Source organism: Rothia sp. (in: high G+C Gram-positive bacteria), assembly GCF_015265375.1.
Classification (GTDB): domain Bacteria; phylum Actinomycetota; class Actinomycetes; order Actinomycetales; family Micrococcaceae; genus Rothia.
Map to the genome: position 1 here is coordinate 12,887 of NZ_JABZXW010000013.1, position 16,971 is coordinate 29,857.

Annotated in this window: 12 protein-coding genes and 1 tRNA gene; 4 read left to right on the top strand and 9 right to left on the bottom strand. The window is 56.5% G+C overall.

Annotation, left to right across the window (positions count from 1 at the left end; translation table 11 throughout):
• Window positions 1-35 precede the first annotated feature (35 nt).
• Complete coding sequence (locus HXO69_RS03150; RefSeq protein ID WP_296545257.1) at window positions 36-788, bottom strand: nicotinamide mononucleotide transporter; 753 nt, start codon at window positions 786-788, stop codon at window positions 36-38.
• A gap of 491 nt (window positions 789-1,279) precedes the next feature.
• On the opposite strand from HXO69_RS03150, the gene HXO69_RS03155 reads away from it, so the two are divergent.
• The 4 genes from HXO69_RS03155 (at window position 1,280) to HXO69_RS03170 (ending at window position 8,930) form a co-directional block, all read left to right on the top strand.
• On the top strand, window positions 1,280-2,362 hold the full coding sequence (locus tag HXO69_RS03155; RefSeq protein WP_296545258.1) for an S-layer homology domain-containing protein: 1,083 nt from the start codon (window positions 1,280-1,282) through the stop codon (window positions 2,360-2,362).
• Between the two features lie 345 nt (window positions 2,363-2,707).
• On the top strand, window positions 2,708-5,788 hold the full coding sequence (locus HXO69_RS03160; protein ID WP_296545259.1) for an LPXTG cell wall anchor domain-containing protein: 3,081 nt from the start codon (window positions 2,708-2,710) through the stop codon (window positions 5,786-5,788).
• A 577-nt stretch (window positions 5,789-6,365) separates the two neighbouring features.
• Entirely contained in the window at window positions 6,366-8,558 is a 2,193-nt protein-coding gene (locus HXO69_RS03165) for an LPXTG cell wall anchor domain-containing protein (RefSeq protein WP_296545260.1), read from the top strand.
• A 296-nt stretch (window positions 8,559-8,854) separates the two neighbouring features.
• A tRNA-Glu gene (locus tag HXO69_RS03170) sits at window positions 8,855-8,930 on the top strand.
• A gap of 409 nt (window positions 8,931-9,339) precedes the next feature.
• On the opposite strand, the gene HXO69_RS03175 is transcribed toward HXO69_RS03170, so the two are convergent.
• The 8 genes from HXO69_RS03175 to HXO69_RS03210 all read right to left on the bottom strand — a co-directional run bounded on the left by HXO69_RS03175 (window position 9,340) and on the right by HXO69_RS03210 (window position 16,833).
• A complete protein-coding gene (locus tag HXO69_RS03175; RefSeq protein WP_296545261.1) occupies window positions 9,340-10,206 on the bottom strand; it encodes a DUF6318 family protein in 867 nt (288 codons plus the stop codon).
• 163 nt (window positions 10,207-10,369) lie between these two features.
• Window positions 10,370-11,080 carry a DUF6318 family protein gene (locus HXO69_RS03180; RefSeq protein ID WP_296545262.1) on the bottom strand — a complete coding sequence of 237 codons (711 nt, stop codon included), beginning with the start codon at window positions 11,078-11,080 and terminating at the stop codon, window positions 10,370-10,372.
• Between the two features lie 205 nt (window positions 11,081-11,285).
• A complete protein-coding gene (locus tag HXO69_RS03185; RefSeq protein ID WP_296545263.1) occupies window positions 11,286-11,996 on the bottom strand; it encodes a DUF6318 family protein in 711 nt (236 codons plus the stop codon).
• A gap of 206 nt (window positions 11,997-12,202) precedes the next feature.
• Entirely contained in the window at window positions 12,203-12,970 is a 768-nt protein-coding gene (locus HXO69_RS03190; RefSeq protein WP_296545264.1) for a DUF6318 family protein, read from the bottom strand.
• 40 nt (window positions 12,971-13,010) lie between these two features.
• Window positions 13,011-13,742, bottom strand: a complete 732-nt coding sequence (locus HXO69_RS03195; protein WP_296545266.1) for a DUF6318 family protein — start codon at window positions 13,740-13,742, stop codon at window positions 13,011-13,013.
• 261 nt (window positions 13,743-14,003) lie between these two features.
• Window positions 14,004-14,768, bottom strand: coding sequence for a DUF6318 family protein (locus HXO69_RS03200; protein ID WP_296545267.1), 765 nt, complete (start codon window positions 14,766-14,768; stop codon window positions 14,004-14,006).
• Between the two features lie 270 nt (window positions 14,769-15,038).
• Window positions 15,039-15,818: a DUF6318 family protein gene (locus HXO69_RS03205; protein WP_296545269.1), complete on the bottom strand. Its 780-nt coding sequence runs from the start codon at window positions 15,816-15,818 to the stop codon at window positions 15,039-15,041.
• Window positions 15,819-16,038: 220 nt separating this feature from the next.
• Window positions 16,039-16,833, bottom strand: a complete 795-nt coding sequence (locus HXO69_RS03210) for a DUF6318 family protein (protein WP_296545270.1) — start codon at window positions 16,831-16,833, stop codon at window positions 16,039-16,041.
• Window positions 16,834-16,971: the final 138 nt, after the last annotated feature.

The following is a 16,971-nucleotide window of genomic DNA, read 5'->3' on the forward strand; positions in this document are numbered from 1 at the left end:
GATATGCGGTAGCTAGTGCGCTAGGGAACCACCCCTTACGCCACCGCCACGGTGCCCTTGGCTGCGGTGCCGCTTCGGGTCCACAGCAGGAGCGCTGCCACGCTGTTGATGATGTAGAAAATGTACTTGCCGACGTTCGCGAAGTTGCCCTGGGTCAGCGCCTTCACGCACTGCACGGTGTTGTACACGAACCAGAACTGCCACTGCATCGTCAACTTGAGCGCGTTCAAAATATTGGCTGACAGGGAGAGACCGAACACTACGGTCGTGATCCAGAACAGGAACGAGGTCTTGCCGCCGTAGCCAATGTAGTTCGCAGCCAGGGAGAACGCGAACGAGCCCACCACAATGCTGCTGATAATCAGCTGACCCTTAGCGCCGGTCGGCGGTTCCATTGCCTTGCCGCGTTCGGAGTTCTGCCACCTACGAATCGCGAAGGTGTACACGATGAACGTCACCGGGTAGGTGATGATTGCTGCCTTGTTGCCCAGAATGTAGTCAATCGCGCCAGACAGCGCCGTGTTAATAATGCCGAGCACGTTGCCGATGTTTGAGAGGCGGCCGGTCAGGCGGGTAGACATCATTGAAATACCCACGTTAATCACGGAGATCACGCCGAGGGGGATGAAGGCCGTGATCGGGCCCCAGTCGACGTATTTGTCGAGGCGGGTGCTCAGGTATCCTGATGCGACTGCGATGGTGATAACCAGTGCCACGCCGAAAAGGTCGGCGTACTTGGACTTGGCGAAAAAGAGGAGGGCCTTCTCAGAGAATTCCTTGGCCTCCATGGGTAACTCCTTTGTTGAGGATATAGAAACAGTGATAGGGTACCAATAACTATAACTCTTTGAAAAGGGTTTGAAACGGCGTGTCGCACATAAAACCGCAGAAGCCCACATATTCCACATCCCGGAACGCCTCGGCGTACAACAACCCGAAGTCACCCCATCAAAAACCCATACCAACTTCCGGCAAACCTTGCCAGATAACGCCCCTACCTCGCCGAACACCGAAAATGGGCGTAAAATCACCGCCGGTTCATCTTCGCTTTAACAGAAACCTTAAGGTACGCTAGATGACTGGGTCCAGGAATCATGCCGGTCTCACTCACCGCGCATCCGCCCGACAGACACCCGCACCCCGCACGCTGCGTCTCACTCACGCACGCCAGAGGGGGAGGGAACCCAACGTATCGGCCTCACTCACCGTTTACGCCGCTGTCCGCGCGTCCTGCCACCCGTAACTCACTCAACTCAAACAAGAACTGAATAGGACAATCATGCCCTTGCTTACCCATCGACTCTCACGACGATTCTTCGTAAAGGGTGCTTCCGCCGCCGCCGCTGCAGGCGCACTGACCCTGCAGGCACAGGCCGCTCAGGCAGACGAAGCACCCACCAACATTGCCGCCCCGGCAACCGAGGAAACTAAAGGCCCGCGCCTCGTCATTCAGCGCGCCACCATCACCGAAACCGGTATGACCGTCAACTACACTGCACACGGTCTGCGCGAATTCCTCACCGAAGGCACCACTCTGACCGTACGCCACGGCTACGTTCGTAACGACTCTTTCGAAACTCTGCGCTCCTGGCCGCTCACCCCCGAATTTGACGGTGACGCTGACAGCTTCAGCGGTAGCGACCAGTTCCCCATCGAGCTGATGCAGGGTGAGGGCGTTGATCACGCCCTGCAGCTGGATATTTGCTCCGACCCGTGGGGTCAGGAGATTGCTCACCAGATTGCTGCGCGCATCCCCGTGGCTGAGACTAAGATCCTGAAGACTTCTTTCGAGGATGTTCCGGGTAGCCACCCGTTCGCTGAGGATATCCGTATGGCGAACCAGAAGAAGTGGCTGATGCCGAACCCGCAGTCTGGCGCGTTTGAGCCGGACCGCCCTGTGACCCGTGAGGAGCTTATTGCTCTGCTGAACCACGCTGCTGGTCACGCTGGCGTGAGTGAAAACTCTAATGTTGCACCCTTTGCGGATGCGGCTGGCCGCCCGACCGCGAATGCGCTGCACTGGGCTCGTGACCGCAAGATCACTGAGCCGCTCACTGGCGGCGACAAGATTGACCCGACCGCACCGGTTTCTCACGAGGAGCTGGTGGCTGTGCTGTTCCAGTACAACGCGGAGGTTCAGCTGACTGAAATGAACGAGGCTGCTGGTTCTCGTTTCCGCGACGTGCTGGGTGCCGGTACTCTGCACCGTTACGTTGCGTGGGCTGGCGCGAACGATATCGTGCTGGATTCTTCGGGTGTGTTCAACCCGACCGCGCCGACTACTCGCGCGGAGTTGGCTCGTTTCATTCGCCGTTACAAGCTGCAGAACCTGCTGTTCACTGACTTCTCGTATGTCTCCTAATTTTTAGTCACCTCGGCACCGTGTGTTGGGGTGTGTGGAACCCCCGTCTTCTGGCTTTTGCTGGAGGCGGGGGTTTTGTTGTGCGGGTTTAGTGACAGGTTGTGCCTGGCATATGAAATTTTGCGTCATATATACCTGAAATCTTGCAAAATCCTGTGCGCTAAGTAAGTATTACCTAGAAGGTAAATTAATGATTGCCTTACTTAATACTGTGTGAAGACTAGTTTCCTTGCTCGTGGGCCCACGAAACCCACAGCAGAGAGCAAGAAAAACGCGGCGCCTCACCGCCCCTCAAGCAGGGGAGAGGCGCACCTCCACACACCACCCACGAAAAAGGACATACATATGAACCTCGCTTCGAGCAAGGCATTCAAGGGCCTCGCCGTTGGATCGCTGGCACTGGCAATTTCAGGTGTTGCCACCATCCCCGCATCGTTCGCGGCAGAATCCACCCCGGCGGCAAGCCAGAGCACTGACGCTCGCACCATCACCGACAAGGCGATGGCTAAGATCACCCAGGGCCTGCCCGGCCAGTTCCAGGTCGCATATTCCAAGAAGACCAACAAGATTTGGGTTGCGGGCACCGCTGACCGCGACGAGCACGTTTCCACTATTGCTCGTATTGACGCGAACTCCCTGAAGATTGAGGCTGTCGCCGAGTTGCCCATCGTCAAGAACGACAAGGGCTACTCCTACGAGGGTGCGTACGGTATCACCGTCGATGACGAGGAAGGTACCGTGTGGGTGACCAGCACCCGCGATAACTCCGTTGCCGTGTACGATCAGGCGACCATGAAGCAGCTGTGGACCAATGCGGGTCTGAGCAAGGACGACCCGAACTGGATTGAGCACCCCCGCGAGGTGCGTGTCGATCACGAGTCGGGTAAGGCTTTCGTGACCGGCCGCTTCTTTGTCTCGGCTATCGATCTGAAGACCAAGAAGGTCGAGAAGATTCAGCTTGAGGGTGCACCCGATGGCGGTACCCGCTACATCAGCATGAACATTCTGGTGGACGGCGGCAAGCTGTACGTGCCCGAACGCACCGGCGGCAAACTCTTCGTGATTGACGCCAAGACCTTCAAGGTCGAGAAGACCATCTCTGTGAAGGGCGATAAGGACGGCGAGGTTCGCCCCTCTGACGTGGCTATTGACCACTCGCAGAACGAAATTTACGTCTCCTCCCAGGGCGTGAAGGGCGAGAACTCCGGTGTATCCGTGTACGATGCGACCACCTACGAGTTCAAGAAGTTCATTCCCTTCGGCACCCAGGCGCTCTCGCTCGATAACGATGAGGCCAACGACCTGGTGTACGTGACCGACTTCGGCACCGGCAAGGTGGGCGTGATTGACGGCGGCGCAGCGGACAAGCTGATTGCCGAGGTCGCCATGAACGGCGGCAAGGCAAACGACCTGGTCGTACTGCCCAACGGTTCCGTTGTCGCTGTGGACAAGCAGGCTGACGCAACCGCAACCGTGCCCTACGTCCTCGACGGCACCACCGGCACCGTCAGCACCTCAGATAAGGTCACCAGCAAGCCTTCTAAGGACAAGCAGGGCAACGAGGTTCCCGCCAAGACCTCCGAGATTCAGGCGAACTCCATCCTAAAGTTCAAGGTCACCGCAACCGCAGGCGACAACTCCGAGGTCAAGCAGGTCACCCCCGAAACCCGCGAGTTCCAGGGCTACCCGGCAACCGCCACCAAGACCAAGGCAGCTGACAACAACGCCACCACCCCCTCCACCGAGGCACACCGCACCGTGGACGCAAACGGTAGCGTTGCGAACATCATTCAGGGTCTGCCCGGCCAGTTCCAGGTTGGCTACTCCAAGAAGAACCACAAGCTGTTCGTACCCACCGTGGGTGCACGCGGCGGTCTCGCCTCCTCCCTAGCACGCGTGGATGCAGACACCCTCAAGACCGAGGCATTCGCCGAGCTGCCCGTGAAGAAGAACGACAAGGGCCAGTACGGTTACACCTCCGCGTACGGCGTGACCGTTGATGACGTGGACGGCACCGTCTGGGTTACCAACACCACCGACAACTCCGTAGCAGTGTACGACCAGCAGACCCTCAAGCTCATCTGGACCAACGAGGGCGTGAAGGAAGACGACCCGAACTGGATCGAGCACCCCCGCTCCGTTCTGGTTGACCACGAGTCCGGCAAGGCGTTCGTGACCGGCCGCTTCTTCGTATCCGCTATCGACCTGAAGACCAAGCAGGTTGAAAAGATTCAGCTCGAAGGCGCACCCGACGGCGGCACCCGCTACATCAGCATGAACCTGTTCCTCGACGGCGGCAAGCTGTACGTGCCCGAGCGCACCGGCGGCAAGCTCTTCGTCGTGGACACCAAGACCTTCAAGGTTGAGAAGACCATCCAGACTCAGGGTGAGGATTCCACCGTTGAGGTTCGCCCCTCCGACGTTGCTGTGGACCACTCGCTGAATGAGATTTACGTTTCTTCCCAGGGTGTGAAAGGCGTCAACTCCGGTATCTCCGTGTACGACCTGACCACCGGCGAGTTCAAGAAGTTCGTCAAGTTCGGCACCCAGGCGCTCGCTCTGGAGCACGATGAGGACCGCGACCTGGTGTACGTAACCGACTTCGGCACCGGCAAGGTGGCTGTCTTCGACGGCCGCGCTGACGAGGTCATCGGCGAGGTCGAGATGAACGGCGCAGCCGCGAACGACGTGACCCTGCTCAAGGACGGCTCCGTACTGGTCCTCGACAAGAAGGACCGCGACGAGAAGGTGACCCTGCCCTACGTGCTCAACGGCACCACCGGCGAGATTACCACCGCCAGCGAGTACACCACCCTGCCCGGCAAGGACCGCCAGGGTAACGACGTTCCCGCATCGGTTCAGCAGCTGAAGGCTAACTCCATTCTGAAGTTCAAGGTTGGCGTGAAGGACACCGACGCGAGCGCAGCTCCGGTGGGTATCACCCCGACTTCGCTGGACTTTGCGGGTTACCCGACGGTGACCGGTGTGAAGGCTGAGGAGTCGAAGCCGGCTGACCCGAAGGCTGAGGACAAGAAGCCTGCTGACCCGAAGCCTGCAGATCCGAAGCCTGCAGATCCGAAGGTAGAGGACAAGAAGGCTGAAGATAAGAAGCCTGAGGACGTTAAGTCTGAGGATAAGAAGTCTGACGCTAAGACCGGTGCACAGGACTCCAAGTCTGCTCCGGATGCTGTGAAGGCTGATAAGTCCGGTTCGGCTGTGAAGAACGGCGGTTCCTCCGCAGGCGGTTCCGATACTTTGGGCGGTGGCTCCTCGGTAGCTAAGAGCGACGCAGGCTCCTCGCAGGCTGGCTCTTCGCGTGGCGCTCTGGCGAACACCGGTGCTGACGCTGTGATGCCGCTGGTTGCTTTCGCTTCTGTGGCTCTGATTGCGGGTGCTGCTCTGGTGATGCGCCGCCGCAAGGCATAAAGCGTAGCGTTTAGATCTCGGGCTTAAATGCTCGATATAACGCGTGAAAGGCGGGTATTTTCTCTTTCGGATTCTTCGAATCTGGGGAGGGGTACCCGCCTTTTGTGTGCCCGCTTGGGCTAATGCTGGGTAGGTGGTTTTAAAGCATATTTATATATGTGCACTTGTCTGTAAAAATATAGGTTTTGAATGTCGAAAAAATGTGTGGCCCGTGGTGAATCTCGCTGGCGCGCCTCACCTAAACATTTACATTAATGTGTAAATATAAAAGCATCACAACACCCCTCGTGACCTGGGTTTTTGCCCGCAAGCGCAAGGAAAAACCTGGGAAACGCCTCAACCTTCACGTGATACTGAAGGCGAATTAGGGGATCACTCATAAAAACACAAAACACGCCCACGTCGCTGCTTGTATTTTCCTGGGAAAACATTGAGGATTAGAAGGTAGGTAAATTTATGCGTTACCTGCATTTCTGCTTTTCGTGCCGTCGAATATGTCACCGCATATTCACGGGTGTCTCGTTAGCATTCGCATGCGGCATGTGAGCACTTCCGTTACACATTTGAAGGACACACATTGAACCTCACTCCCTCCTCGGGCAAAGCACTGAAGGGGCTCGCCGTCGGCTCCCTCGCGCTCGCAATCTCCGGCGCAGCCATGATTCCTGCCTCCTTCGCAGCACCTAACACCGCAAACCAGACCGCGGCCCCCAGCGCATCGGCTCCTTCCACCGCATCGCTGAGCCGCGTTGTCGACACCTCCGCGTCCGTCGCGCATATTACCCAGGGTCTGCCCGGCCAGTACCAGGTTGCCTACTCCAAGGCGACTAACAAGATTTGGATGGTCGGCGTGGGTGCACGCGGCGACCTTGCCTCCACTATTGCTCGTGTCAACGCAGACACTCTTCAGATTGAAGAAGTAGCAGCGCTTCCCTTCGAGCTGGATAAGAACGGCGAATTCGGCTACATTTCCGCGTACGGCATCACTGTTGATGACGTGTCCGGCACCGTGTGGGTTACTAACACCACCGACAACTCCCTGTCCGTGTTCGACCAGAACACCATGGAGCAGATTTGGACTAACCACGGTATCGCTGAGAGCGACCCGAACTGGATTGAGCACCCCCGCTCCGTGCTGGTGGATCACAACTCCGGCAAGGTGTTCGTGACCGGCCGCTACTATGTGTCCGCAATCGACATGAAGACCTTCGAGGTTACCAAGCTGCAGCTGGAGGGTGCCCCCAACGGCGGTACCCGCTACGTCGGCATGAACATGACCATTGACGGCGACAAGCTGTACGTACCCGAGCGTACCGGCGGCAAGGTCTTCGTCATCAACACCAAGACCTTCAAGACCGAGCAGGTTATTCAGACCCGCGGCGAGAACTCCTCCGTTGAGGTCCGCCCCTCTGACGTCACCATCGACCACTCCGAGAACGAAATTTACGTCTCCTCCCAGGGCGTGGACGGCGTGAACTCCGGTATCTCCGTCTACGACCTGAGTACCGGCGCGTTCAAGAAGTTCGTCAAGTTCGGCACCCAGGCGCTGTCCATGGAGAACGACGAGAACCGCGACCTGGTGTACGTGACCGACTTCGGTACCGGCAAGATCGCTATCTTTGACGCTAAGGCCGACCGTGTGATCGGCGAGGTTGAGATGAACGGCGGTAAGGCTAACGACCTGACCATCACCGCGGACGGCTCTGTCATCGCAGTGGACAAGCAGGACATTGCTAACACCACCGCGGCGGTACCTTATGTGCTGAACTCGAAGACCGGTGACGGCTCCATGACTGACACCTACACCTCCAAGGCGACCGTGGACCGTAACGGCAAGGCTGTTCCTTCCTCGCAGCAGAAGCTGGTTCCGAACTCCATCGTGAAGTTCTACGCCGAGGTTTCTGAGGGTGAGTTCACCTCCACTGCGACCATTAACCCCGCTAAGGTTCCCTTCCAGGGCTACCCGAAGCAGGCTACCGCAGTGCTGATTGACCCCACCCTGAACTTCGCTGAGGGCACTGTCGACATCACCCGCCCCTACACCTTCCACGTGTCTGGCTACGACTTTGAGAAGCCCCCGGCCGAAGGCGTTCGCCTGTTCCTCGTCAAGGAAGGCGAATGGTCGATGGGTTTCGACAAGCTGACCGATAGCGAACTGGCAAGCATCCAGAAGGTGTCCACCATTGTTCCGGCGAGCGCGTTTGTTTACAACGCACGCACCGGCAAGTACTCCTTCGACGCAACCCTGCGTGTTCCCGCGAACACCATGCAGTACAGCCAGGGCTACATGCTCGGTACCGTCACCGCTGGTTCTGACGTGGCTACCAACCGCAATTACGATTCGGCTGTTTCGCTGATTGTCAACGATGCGAAGGATGCCGGCAACGCAGATAACCGCGACGAGGCTGACGAGCCGGCATTCCCCGCCAACGCCTCGGCATCGCCTTCCGCATCTGCTGCAGTTGCAGAGAAACCGGCGGCTGATCAGCCCAAGGGTGAGCAGCCGAAGGCTGAGGAAGCTAACGACCAGCTGGGAACCACCGCGAAGACCGCGCCGCTGAAGAACTCTTCTTCGGTGAAGTCTGAGTCCCAGCCTAAGGGTTCTAACTCTGATGCTCAGGTGAGTGCTTCGGCTACCAAATCTGCGCCTCAGAGCAAGGGCTCGCTGGCTAAGACCGGTGCCCAGAACGTTCTGAGCCTGGCAGCTGTCGGTGCGTTCGCGCTGATTGCCGGTGCCGCTGTGATGGTGCTTCGCCGCCGTAAGGCATAGTTTCTCGCTCTGTTGAGCGGATGCGCCCCGTACACTGTGCGGGGCGCATTTTTGTGCCTTGGTGCCATTGTGTCTGAATGGGGCAGGTGCGGGTACGGATGCGGGCGCGGCGGAGGTTCTGTACGTCTGTCGGGGGAGTGCCTGGCATAGCTGGAAAAGAGCCTATGCTGAGCGCCTTGCACTCAGTGTAAAATATGTGACTCATTTCACCACTTTTTGATTTGGTTGTTTCCGGGAACCTCTGTATAGTTATATGTGTTGCCAGGGAGACCTGGTAAAAGAGATGTAAATCTCACGGCCCCATCGTATAGCGGCCTAGTACTCCGCCCTCTCACGGCGGCAACACCGGTTCAAATCCGGTTGGGGTCACCACTAGGAAAGAAGCTCTCCAGTCGAAAGACTGGGGAGCTTCTTTGTTTATGTCTGCAGCTGTCAGAAAACCTTTTAGATTCTATGGTGCCGCCGTGAGCCTCTCACGGCGCCGCTCCTGACGTCGCGGCACTGCGGGGCATGATGAATTTCCTCGCGCGCTCGGCATCATGCCCCTCCGTCACCAGATCAAATCCGGTTGGGGTCACACTAGGAAAAAAAGCCTTGATTCTTCGGAATCAAGGCTTTTTTGTTTATGTCTGCATACGTTGGAAGACCTTCTAGATTCTATGGTGCCGCCGTGAGCCTCTCAAAGAATAAAAGCGAGAAGCCACATGTGTTTCGAAAAGCAACCATAATGGTGGCTTCTCGAAACACATGTGGCTTCTCAGCGGTGTAGGGGGCTCGGAATCTACTGTGCCGACGCCTCAGCAGAAGCAGTCGTAGCCTCCGTCGAACCTGCAGCGGTCGCCTCCGCCGACGCGGAACCCGCAGTCGAAGCGCTCGGGCTCAGCGACGGAACCGGCGAAGCAGACGCAGTACCCGGAGCACGACGCACCATACGCCAGGTGCCGTCCTGGTAGTGCGCCACAATCTGACCAGCCACCGGCTTACCCGGGTACTTGAACACCTCGGTCAGCGGCTGCACACGATCGTTGGTCTTGCTGTACACGCCAGCACCCTCAGCACCATCAATCACCATCTCGGTTGCCCAAGTGTAGTAGCCGGTGCGGGTGTCCTTGGTCGGGCGGTCAGCGGTCAGCGACAGAACCATCGGACGCTCCGAACCAATAACCCAGCCGCTCTCCGAAGCGTACATGCTCTGGAAGAACTCAGCCACGGTCGAGTAGTCGCCGGTGTGGTCAATGTTCGTGAAGCGGGTACCGTCACCGGTCAGCAGCAGGTAGTTCAGGGTAGCCTGCCAGTACGCAATGAACGCGTGCAGACCCTCAACACTGTTCTCGCGCAGCTTCGCGGGCTCCACGGGAATCGCAACGTTCACTGCCTTGTGCTCCTTGGTGCCGGGCTCAAAAGTGCCGGTGGAGGAGTAGTCGGCAAGAACGACTTCACCCTTCATGCTGGGGCCGGGCTCAACGGTGGTGGTTGCCTCCGCGGTGGGGGAGACGGATGCGGTAGCGCTCGCGGTCGAAGACTCGGTAGCGGATGCGCTCGTGGTCGCCGAAGACTCGGAAGACTTCGAGGAACATGCGGCAAGAAGCGCGGCGGTACCCAGACCCAGTGCGGTCAGGGCGGTGCGGCGGGTATACATGGTAGACATGGGGCTCTTTCTGAGGTGAATAAAGTATGTGCCGGTATTGAACTAATTCCAGAATATCGCAGGGGAGCGGTCAGCCCAATGTCGTGTGCGCCTCCATGACCGTAAAAGCGGCGGGAGATGACGAAAAACACGGGCTCTCGCTAAGGCAGTAATATTGTTGCTTCTACGCCGGAGAAGAACTGCTTGCTGTAGGCTGGGGTGAATTCGTTGCGTTGCTTCCTCCTGCAGGACCGACTGTCCATGCACCATTTTGGTGTACCAACTCAAAAATGATTTTGCTGGGACCGTCTGGGTTATTTGTGTAGGCTAGCGAAATCTCCAAGCCCTGTGCCGTGGTGTGGACTACGGCCCTACTGTGCATGTAGGTCGTAGCTTTCCAATGGTAGCGGTCTTCGTCAATCTTTTGAGGAGATTCCTCTGTCAACTGGTATAGACAAGGTGTTTCGGTGCCGTATAGCCAGCCGCTGCCGTCTGAATACATTTTCACGTACGCCTTCTTCATCTTTTCCCAGTATTGGTCTACGGTTGCGTCTACAGACTTTAAAGGCTCAATATCCCCAGAAATCATGAGATAGTTCTGAGAAGCCATCCAATATCCCAATGCTGCATACATGCCGCCCTTTGTCTTGTTGCTCATGTTTGCAGGGCGTACGGGTTTGCGCGGATTCTCGGCTTTCTTCTCATGGGTTGCCGGAACGTAAGTTCCTTGCGACTCGTAGTTGTTGAACTTCAGCTCGCCCTTATAGATACGCTGAGCGTCGAGCACACTCGGGTCGCTGAGCGGGCGGACATCGCTAGCACAGGCAGTCAAGGAGGCGAGCGCGGCGGTGGCGGCGATGCCAAAGGCGGCGCGTCGGGTCACGAAGGTAGACATAAGGTACCCTTCAATAGATTATCGGTGTATCTATTTCAGGGTACCTTAGTGTATTTGGGTATTTTTATGATTTTTTCGTTGTCAAACCTTGGAAAATGCTACAAAAGATACGTTAGCTAACGAAAAGCACCGTTTACTAGGGGAAAAGCCATTATCTTCCTATACAGTCGTTTCCCGCGTCTGTATCTTCCTATACCGCCGCATCCTAAACGTTGAGGCCGGAGCCGCTTCCGCCTGAGGAACCGGGAGAAGTCGTCGAGGAACTCTTCGTCTCAACGGTGACCCTCCACGCATCGTCTCGATAGCTCAACACAAAAGTGACCTCATCATTACTGGAATCACCGCTCGTCTCAGCCAGACGAATGTCCCTGTCCTCGGGCACGTAATGGAGAACGGCATCCTTATGGCTACGGGCAATACCCTTCCAGCGGTACTGCTCATCGTTAACCTTCTGCGGGGTCTCTTCGGTCAGGTCAGCCACGAGCGGCGTCTCGGTGCCGTACATCCACCCCTCATTCTTTGCGTACAACTCTACGTATGCCTTCATCTTCTGCACGTAGATGCCGTCCAGGTCCACGTCCTTGAACGGGGTAGCGTCGCCAGTAACCGTCAGGTAGTTCAGGGCTGCGACCCAGTAGCCCAGCGCCGCATACATGCCCGAGGTCGTCTTTGACTTTATATTCACGGGAGGAACGGGCATAGGCGGGTTCTCCGCCTTCTTCGTGCTGCTTGCGGGGCGGTACGTTCCGGTGGACTTGTAGCTATTGAACTTCATCTCGCCCTTGTAGGGGCGCATCGGGTCAACCACGCTCGGGTCCTCCAGCGGGCGAATATCGCTGGCGCAGGCGGTTAGGGAGGCGAGCGCGGCAGTGGCGGCAACGCCCAGGGCGGTGCGTCGGGTAACGAAGGTAGGCATGGGAACCCCTCAATAGTTTGTTCGTGTGCTTTTAAGCGTACCCGAGCAGATTTGTTGACACGTTCAAAGCCGGCACATGCTCATCTGGGGGAATAGTTCAACACGACCGTACGCAGGCCATGCAAACAAAAAGGGGAAGCTCCCGCACGCAGCCTCAACTGCATTCGAGAGCTTCCCTCATCACTATAAATGACTAGGAACGCGGGTTAGGCACTAGCGCTACTCGCCTCTGAAGAGGGGGAATCAGCTTCTTCATCACTGAGTAAGAACCAGGCGCCATCCTTATAGTCAAACGGAAAATTGGTTGCCTCGCTCTTGGCCGATCCATCAACCAGAGGAACAGGGTCATGACCCTCAACGTGAGCCTTTGCATTGGGATCATAGATAATGCGTCCGAGCCAATCGTAACGGTTGGGACCGCCCTCAACTTTTTTGGGAGCATCAGTCAGCAGCTGAATGGTAACCGGCGCATCCGTGTCATACACCCAGCCCTTACCGGAAGAGTAGATAAGAACAGCATTGGCGTGATCGTTCGCATAGCGGCCTTCAGGGTCAGCCTTCTTGAGCGGCTCGAAATCGCCGGTCATGAACATGTAGTTGAAGCTTGCCACCCAGTAGCAGAGGAACTGGTACATGCCCTCAACGGTCGCCTCGTTCATCTTCTCCGGAACAACAGGCTTCGGCACGTTCTGCGCTTTCTTCTCAGCCGTGGCAGGAACGTACTCGCCGTTCTTCTCATACTTGTCGAGCTTTACGGTACCCTTGTACGACTTCTTAGCGGAAGTAGTTGCAGATGCTGAGGCGGATGCGCTTGCAGACTCAGAAGCGCTGGCACTCGCCGAAGCCTCACCGGAAGGGGAAGAAGAGCTATCAGCCAGCGGGCGGATATCGCTAGCGCAAGCAGTCAACGCCGCAGCCGCGCCGGCACCGGTAGCAGCCGCTAGTGCGGCACGTCGAGAAAGGAAAGTCGTCATCAGAAATCCTTAAATAGTGCGTATCAGAAGATGAGGAAATTTAGCTGTTGTTATCCAGGAGCATGCGCCACATGCCCTCTTTGTACTCCATGATGAACTTGGTCGTATGCGGAACCGTCTTTTCTTCCTCAACGATAGTCGCATCAGGCTCACCCTCAATGTGGTACTTAGCGGCAGGGTCATACGCGACGGTCACAAGCCACTCATAACGGTCCGGCTTATTAGCAACCGGCTGAAGCTCATTCTCCGCAATCTCAATCTTGTACGGCTGATCCGAACCGTAAATCCAACCCAGACCCGACTCATAGAGCTTAATCATGGTTCTAGAGTTCCTCAGAAAAGCCTTCGCCGGATCCGCCTTCATCAGCGGCTCAACATCGCCGGTCAGAATCAGATAGTTCTGGGAAGCAAGCCAATAGCCCATCAGCGCGTAGGCGCCCTCGGGGTTGTTCTCCTTCATCTTCTCCGGGATAAGAGGCATCGGCACGTTCTGTGCCGGCGCATTCGCAGTCGCAGGGATGTAGGTGCCGTTCCGCTCGTAGTTATTGAACTTAATCGGACCCACATACGAGCCGGGCGTGTGATCATCAGCAGGAGAAGGAGACGCAGAGGCGCTCGCAGACGAGGAAGCCGAACCAGAAGCAGCACCGCCAGAGGAACCGCCCGAACTCTGCGACAGCGGGCGAATATCGCTAGCGCAAGAAGTCAGCGCAGCAAGAATACCGGTCGCACCCATGCCCAGGAGAGTACGTCGAGTGAAGAAGGTAGTCATCGGAAGCCCTTCGTTGGAGCCAATACAGAGCAAACCACGACGCCGTGCACCAGAGCATGCGTAGACGCCCTGCAAAGACCTATCAGTACGTCAATGTATACACTTTTAAGGTTACCCGAGAGCCACCTAATAGCCCCGTGACCGCCTCGAATGTTCAGAAAATTAAGACCCCACACCCAGCGTTTTACCAGGTGCGGGGTCTTACCGCATAAGAAATCACTACGAGAGCGAGCCCTCTGCAAGGTGGTAACTAGGCGGTAGCTAAGCGGCGCTCGACAGCTCCCACTTGCCGTCCTTGTACTCCAGACGGAACCTCGCCACCTTCTTCTTCGACTCATCAGCGCTCGTCGCCTTCTCAGGCTGACCCTCATAATGCCGCATCATCTTCGGGTCCATGTAGGAATAGCCTTCCCAAATAAAGCGAGTATTGTCGCTACCCGGCACCTCACGAGGAGCATCCGTCAGTAGCTCAACAATATACGGAGTTTCTGTACCGTACACCCAACCCAAACCCGACGCATACAGTTTCAGCGTGCCAGGATACTTCTCTATGCCGTAGCCATCATGGTAAACAACCTCAATCGGTCCAGGGTCACCCGTCATCATCAAATAGTTCAAGCTAGCAAGCCAGAAACTCAAGAAAGCATACGCACCATCAACGCTGTGCTCCTTCATATTCGCCGGAGGAACAGGCTTCGGCATATTCTCAGCCTTATGCGTAACACTCGCCGGAACATACTCGCCGGTCTTCTCATAGCTATCGAACTTCATCGGACCCTTATAGGACTTACCTGAAGACGGAAGACCCGAAGCAGCAGAAGCACTCGCAGACGCTGAAACAGAAGGAGAAGCCGAAGCACTTGCAGAAGCAGACGCAGTTTCGGAGGCGGTCGCCGCCTCCGACGGAGAAGCCGAGCCGGTACCACCAGCCAACGGGCGAATATCACTAGCGCACGCAGTCAACGCAGAGAGCGTACCCGCAACAGCAACACCCAAGGCGGTACGTCGAGTGAAGAAAGTAGTCATCAGAAGTCCTTCGTCGGATTCTTCACCCACAAAGCCGTCAGTACGGGGCTCACAACCTGCAGGCAAAGACCACATGTAGTACGTCAATGTATATACGTTAAGCGTACCCGAGGCACCCTCCGCCAACTCAGAACATTTGTTGAGTTTCCCCCTGGGTGTTCCCTGGGTTTCCGCAGAGTTCTGGCAGCGTTTCGGCAAAAAGAAACCCCCGCCCACGGTGCATTACCGCAGGCGGGGGAGAAGCCTATTCACGCTGTCAAAGACAATGGCCTAGACAGACGAAGAGCTACCAGAAGAAGCAGATGCAGAAGAGCCCTCATCGCCGGTAAGCATAAACCACTTACCGTCCTTGTACTCCACAGCAGCCTTCATCAGCTTGCCGTTCGGACTAGAAGACGTCTTAAAAGGTAGGTCAGACTTGCCCTCACGATGAATCTTTGCATCGGCACTGTAGTTCATGTAGCCCGGCCAGTTGTAACGGGTACTGCTACCGGAAGCCTTCTGCGGTGAACTACTAATCAACTCCATAGTAACCGGGGTGTCCGTACCGTACATCCAACCCAGATTACTCTCGTACATCAACGTAAATTCCTGCAGGCTCTTCGCATACACATCTGCAGGGTCAGCCTTCTTCATCGGCTCAGCATCACCGGTCATCAGCACATAGTTGAAGCTCGCCAGCCAGTAGCCAATGAACGCATACATGCCGTCAACACTCTGCTCGTTCATGTTCGCCGGAACGAGAGGCTTGGGCACATTCTGTGCCTTCTTCTCAGCCGTGGCAGGAACGTACTCACCCTTCTTCTCGAAGTTATCGAACTTCACAAGGCCCTTATAGGACTTGTCGGAAGAGGAAGACGAAGCCGATGCTGAGGCGCTCGCGGATGCGCTTTCGGACGCACTCGCCGAAGCCTCACCGGAGGGGGAACTATCAGCCAGCGGACGGATATCGCTAGCGCACGCAGTCAATGCCGCCAGTACACCGGCACCGGTAGCACCCAACGCCACGCGACGGCTCACACCAGCAGAGACGGGGGAAGGGCTCATCATTATCAGCCTTTCAAAAGAAGTCAGCAAAGGAAATTGAGTGAGTTGACACCCCCATCATACCGGCAAAAACGCAGATACCCATTAACGGTCGTCATATGGTGCCGATGACATAGCAACCTCACGCCGCTGCGAAGCATTACCGAGTTCCGGCAAAAAGAAACCCCGCCCACGGTGCGTTACCGCGGGCGGGGGAGAAGCCTATCTCAAGCTCCCAGAAGGCTTAGACAGAAGAAGACTTGCTGGCGCTACCAGGCCCAGAAGAGCCATCCTCGTCGGTGAGCATAATCCACTTACCATCCTTGTACTCCACGCCAACCTTCGTCAGATCCTGCGAGCTATCCTCCATAAAGGGCTCATCCGGACTCACGCCCTCAGTATGAACCTTGATGTCGGTGCTGTACCGCATGTATCCCAACCAGTCATAGCGAATTCGGCTACCGGAAATTTTCTGCGGCAAATTAGAAATCAGCTCAAGAGTAACCGGGGTATCCGCACCGTAGAGCCACCCCAGATTATTTTCATAGGCAGCCGTCAAATTCTGGTATTCCGTCAGTATGTCCGTAGACTCAGCCTTCTGCAACGGCTCAGGATCGCCAGTCATCAGCAGGTAGTTGAAGCTCGCCAACCAATAGCCGATGAACGCATAAATACCATCAATGCTCTGCTCGTTCATGTTCGCCGGAACGAGAGGCTTGGGCACGTTCTGTGCCTTCTGAGCGGCGGTCGCCGGAACGTACTCGCCCTTCTTCTCGAAGTTATCAAACTTTACGAAGCCCTTATAGGACTTGCTGGAAGAAGCAGAAGCCGAAGCGCTAGCCGAAGCACTGGGTGAGGCGCTAGCTGAAGCGCTCGGGGAGGCACTAGCAGAACCGGAAGCGGGGCTTGACGCTGAGCCATCAGCCAGCGGGCGGATACTACCAGCACACGCAGTCAGTGCAGCCAGCACACCGGTGCCGGTCGCGCCCAACGCCACGCGGCGGCTCACACGGGTAGATATGGGGGAAGGGCTCATCATAATTGGCCTTTCAAAAGAGGTCAACAAAGGAAATAGAGTGAGTTGACACCCTTATAATACCCTAAAGTGCGTGAATGACTATCAAATGTTGCTATTCATGTACTTTTGAGTAGAAGAAACCCAAAAAGCTGCAATTAG

Bases quoted from the DNA above. Each gene is read 5' to 3' on its own strand.
- HXO69_RS03150 (WP_296545257.1), bottom strand. From the start codon at position 788: ATGGAGGCCAAGGAATTCTCTGAGAAGGCCCTCCTCTTTTTCGCCAAG.
- HXO69_RS03155 (WP_296545258.1), top strand. From the start codon at position 1,280: ATGCCCTTGCTTACCCATCGACTCTCACGACGATTCTTCGTAAAGGGT.
- HXO69_RS03160 (WP_296545259.1), top strand. From the start codon at position 2,708: ATGAACCTCGCTTCGAGCAAGGCATTCAAGGGCCTCGCCGTTGGATCG.
- HXO69_RS03175 (WP_296545261.1), bottom strand. From the start codon at position 10,206: ATGTCTACCATGTATACCCGCCGCACCGCCCTGACCGCACTGGGTCTG.
- HXO69_RS03180 (WP_296545262.1), bottom strand. From the start codon at position 11,080: ATGTCTACCTTCGTGACCCGACGCGCCGCCTTTGGCATCGCCGCCACC.
- HXO69_RS03185 (WP_296545263.1), bottom strand. From the start codon at position 11,996: ATGCCTACCTTCGTTACCCGACGCACCGCCCTGGGCGTTGCCGCCACT.
- HXO69_RS03190 (WP_296545264.1), bottom strand. From the start codon at position 12,970: ATGACGACTTTCCTTTCTCGACGTGCCGCACTAGCGGCTGCTACCGGT.
- HXO69_RS03195 (WP_296545266.1), bottom strand. From the start codon at position 13,742: ATGACTACCTTCTTCACTCGACGTACTCTCCTGGGCATGGGTGCGACC.
- HXO69_RS03200 (WP_296545267.1), bottom strand. From the start codon at position 14,768: ATGACTACTTTCTTCACTCGACGTACCGCCTTGGGTGTTGCTGTTGCG.
- HXO69_RS03205 (WP_296545269.1), bottom strand. From the start codon at position 15,818: ATGATGAGCCCTTCCCCCGTCTCTGCTGGTGTGAGCCGTCGCGTGGCG.
- HXO69_RS03210 (WP_296545270.1), bottom strand. From the start codon at position 16,833: ATGATGAGCCCTTCCCCCATATCTACCCGTGTGAGCCGCCGCGTGGCG.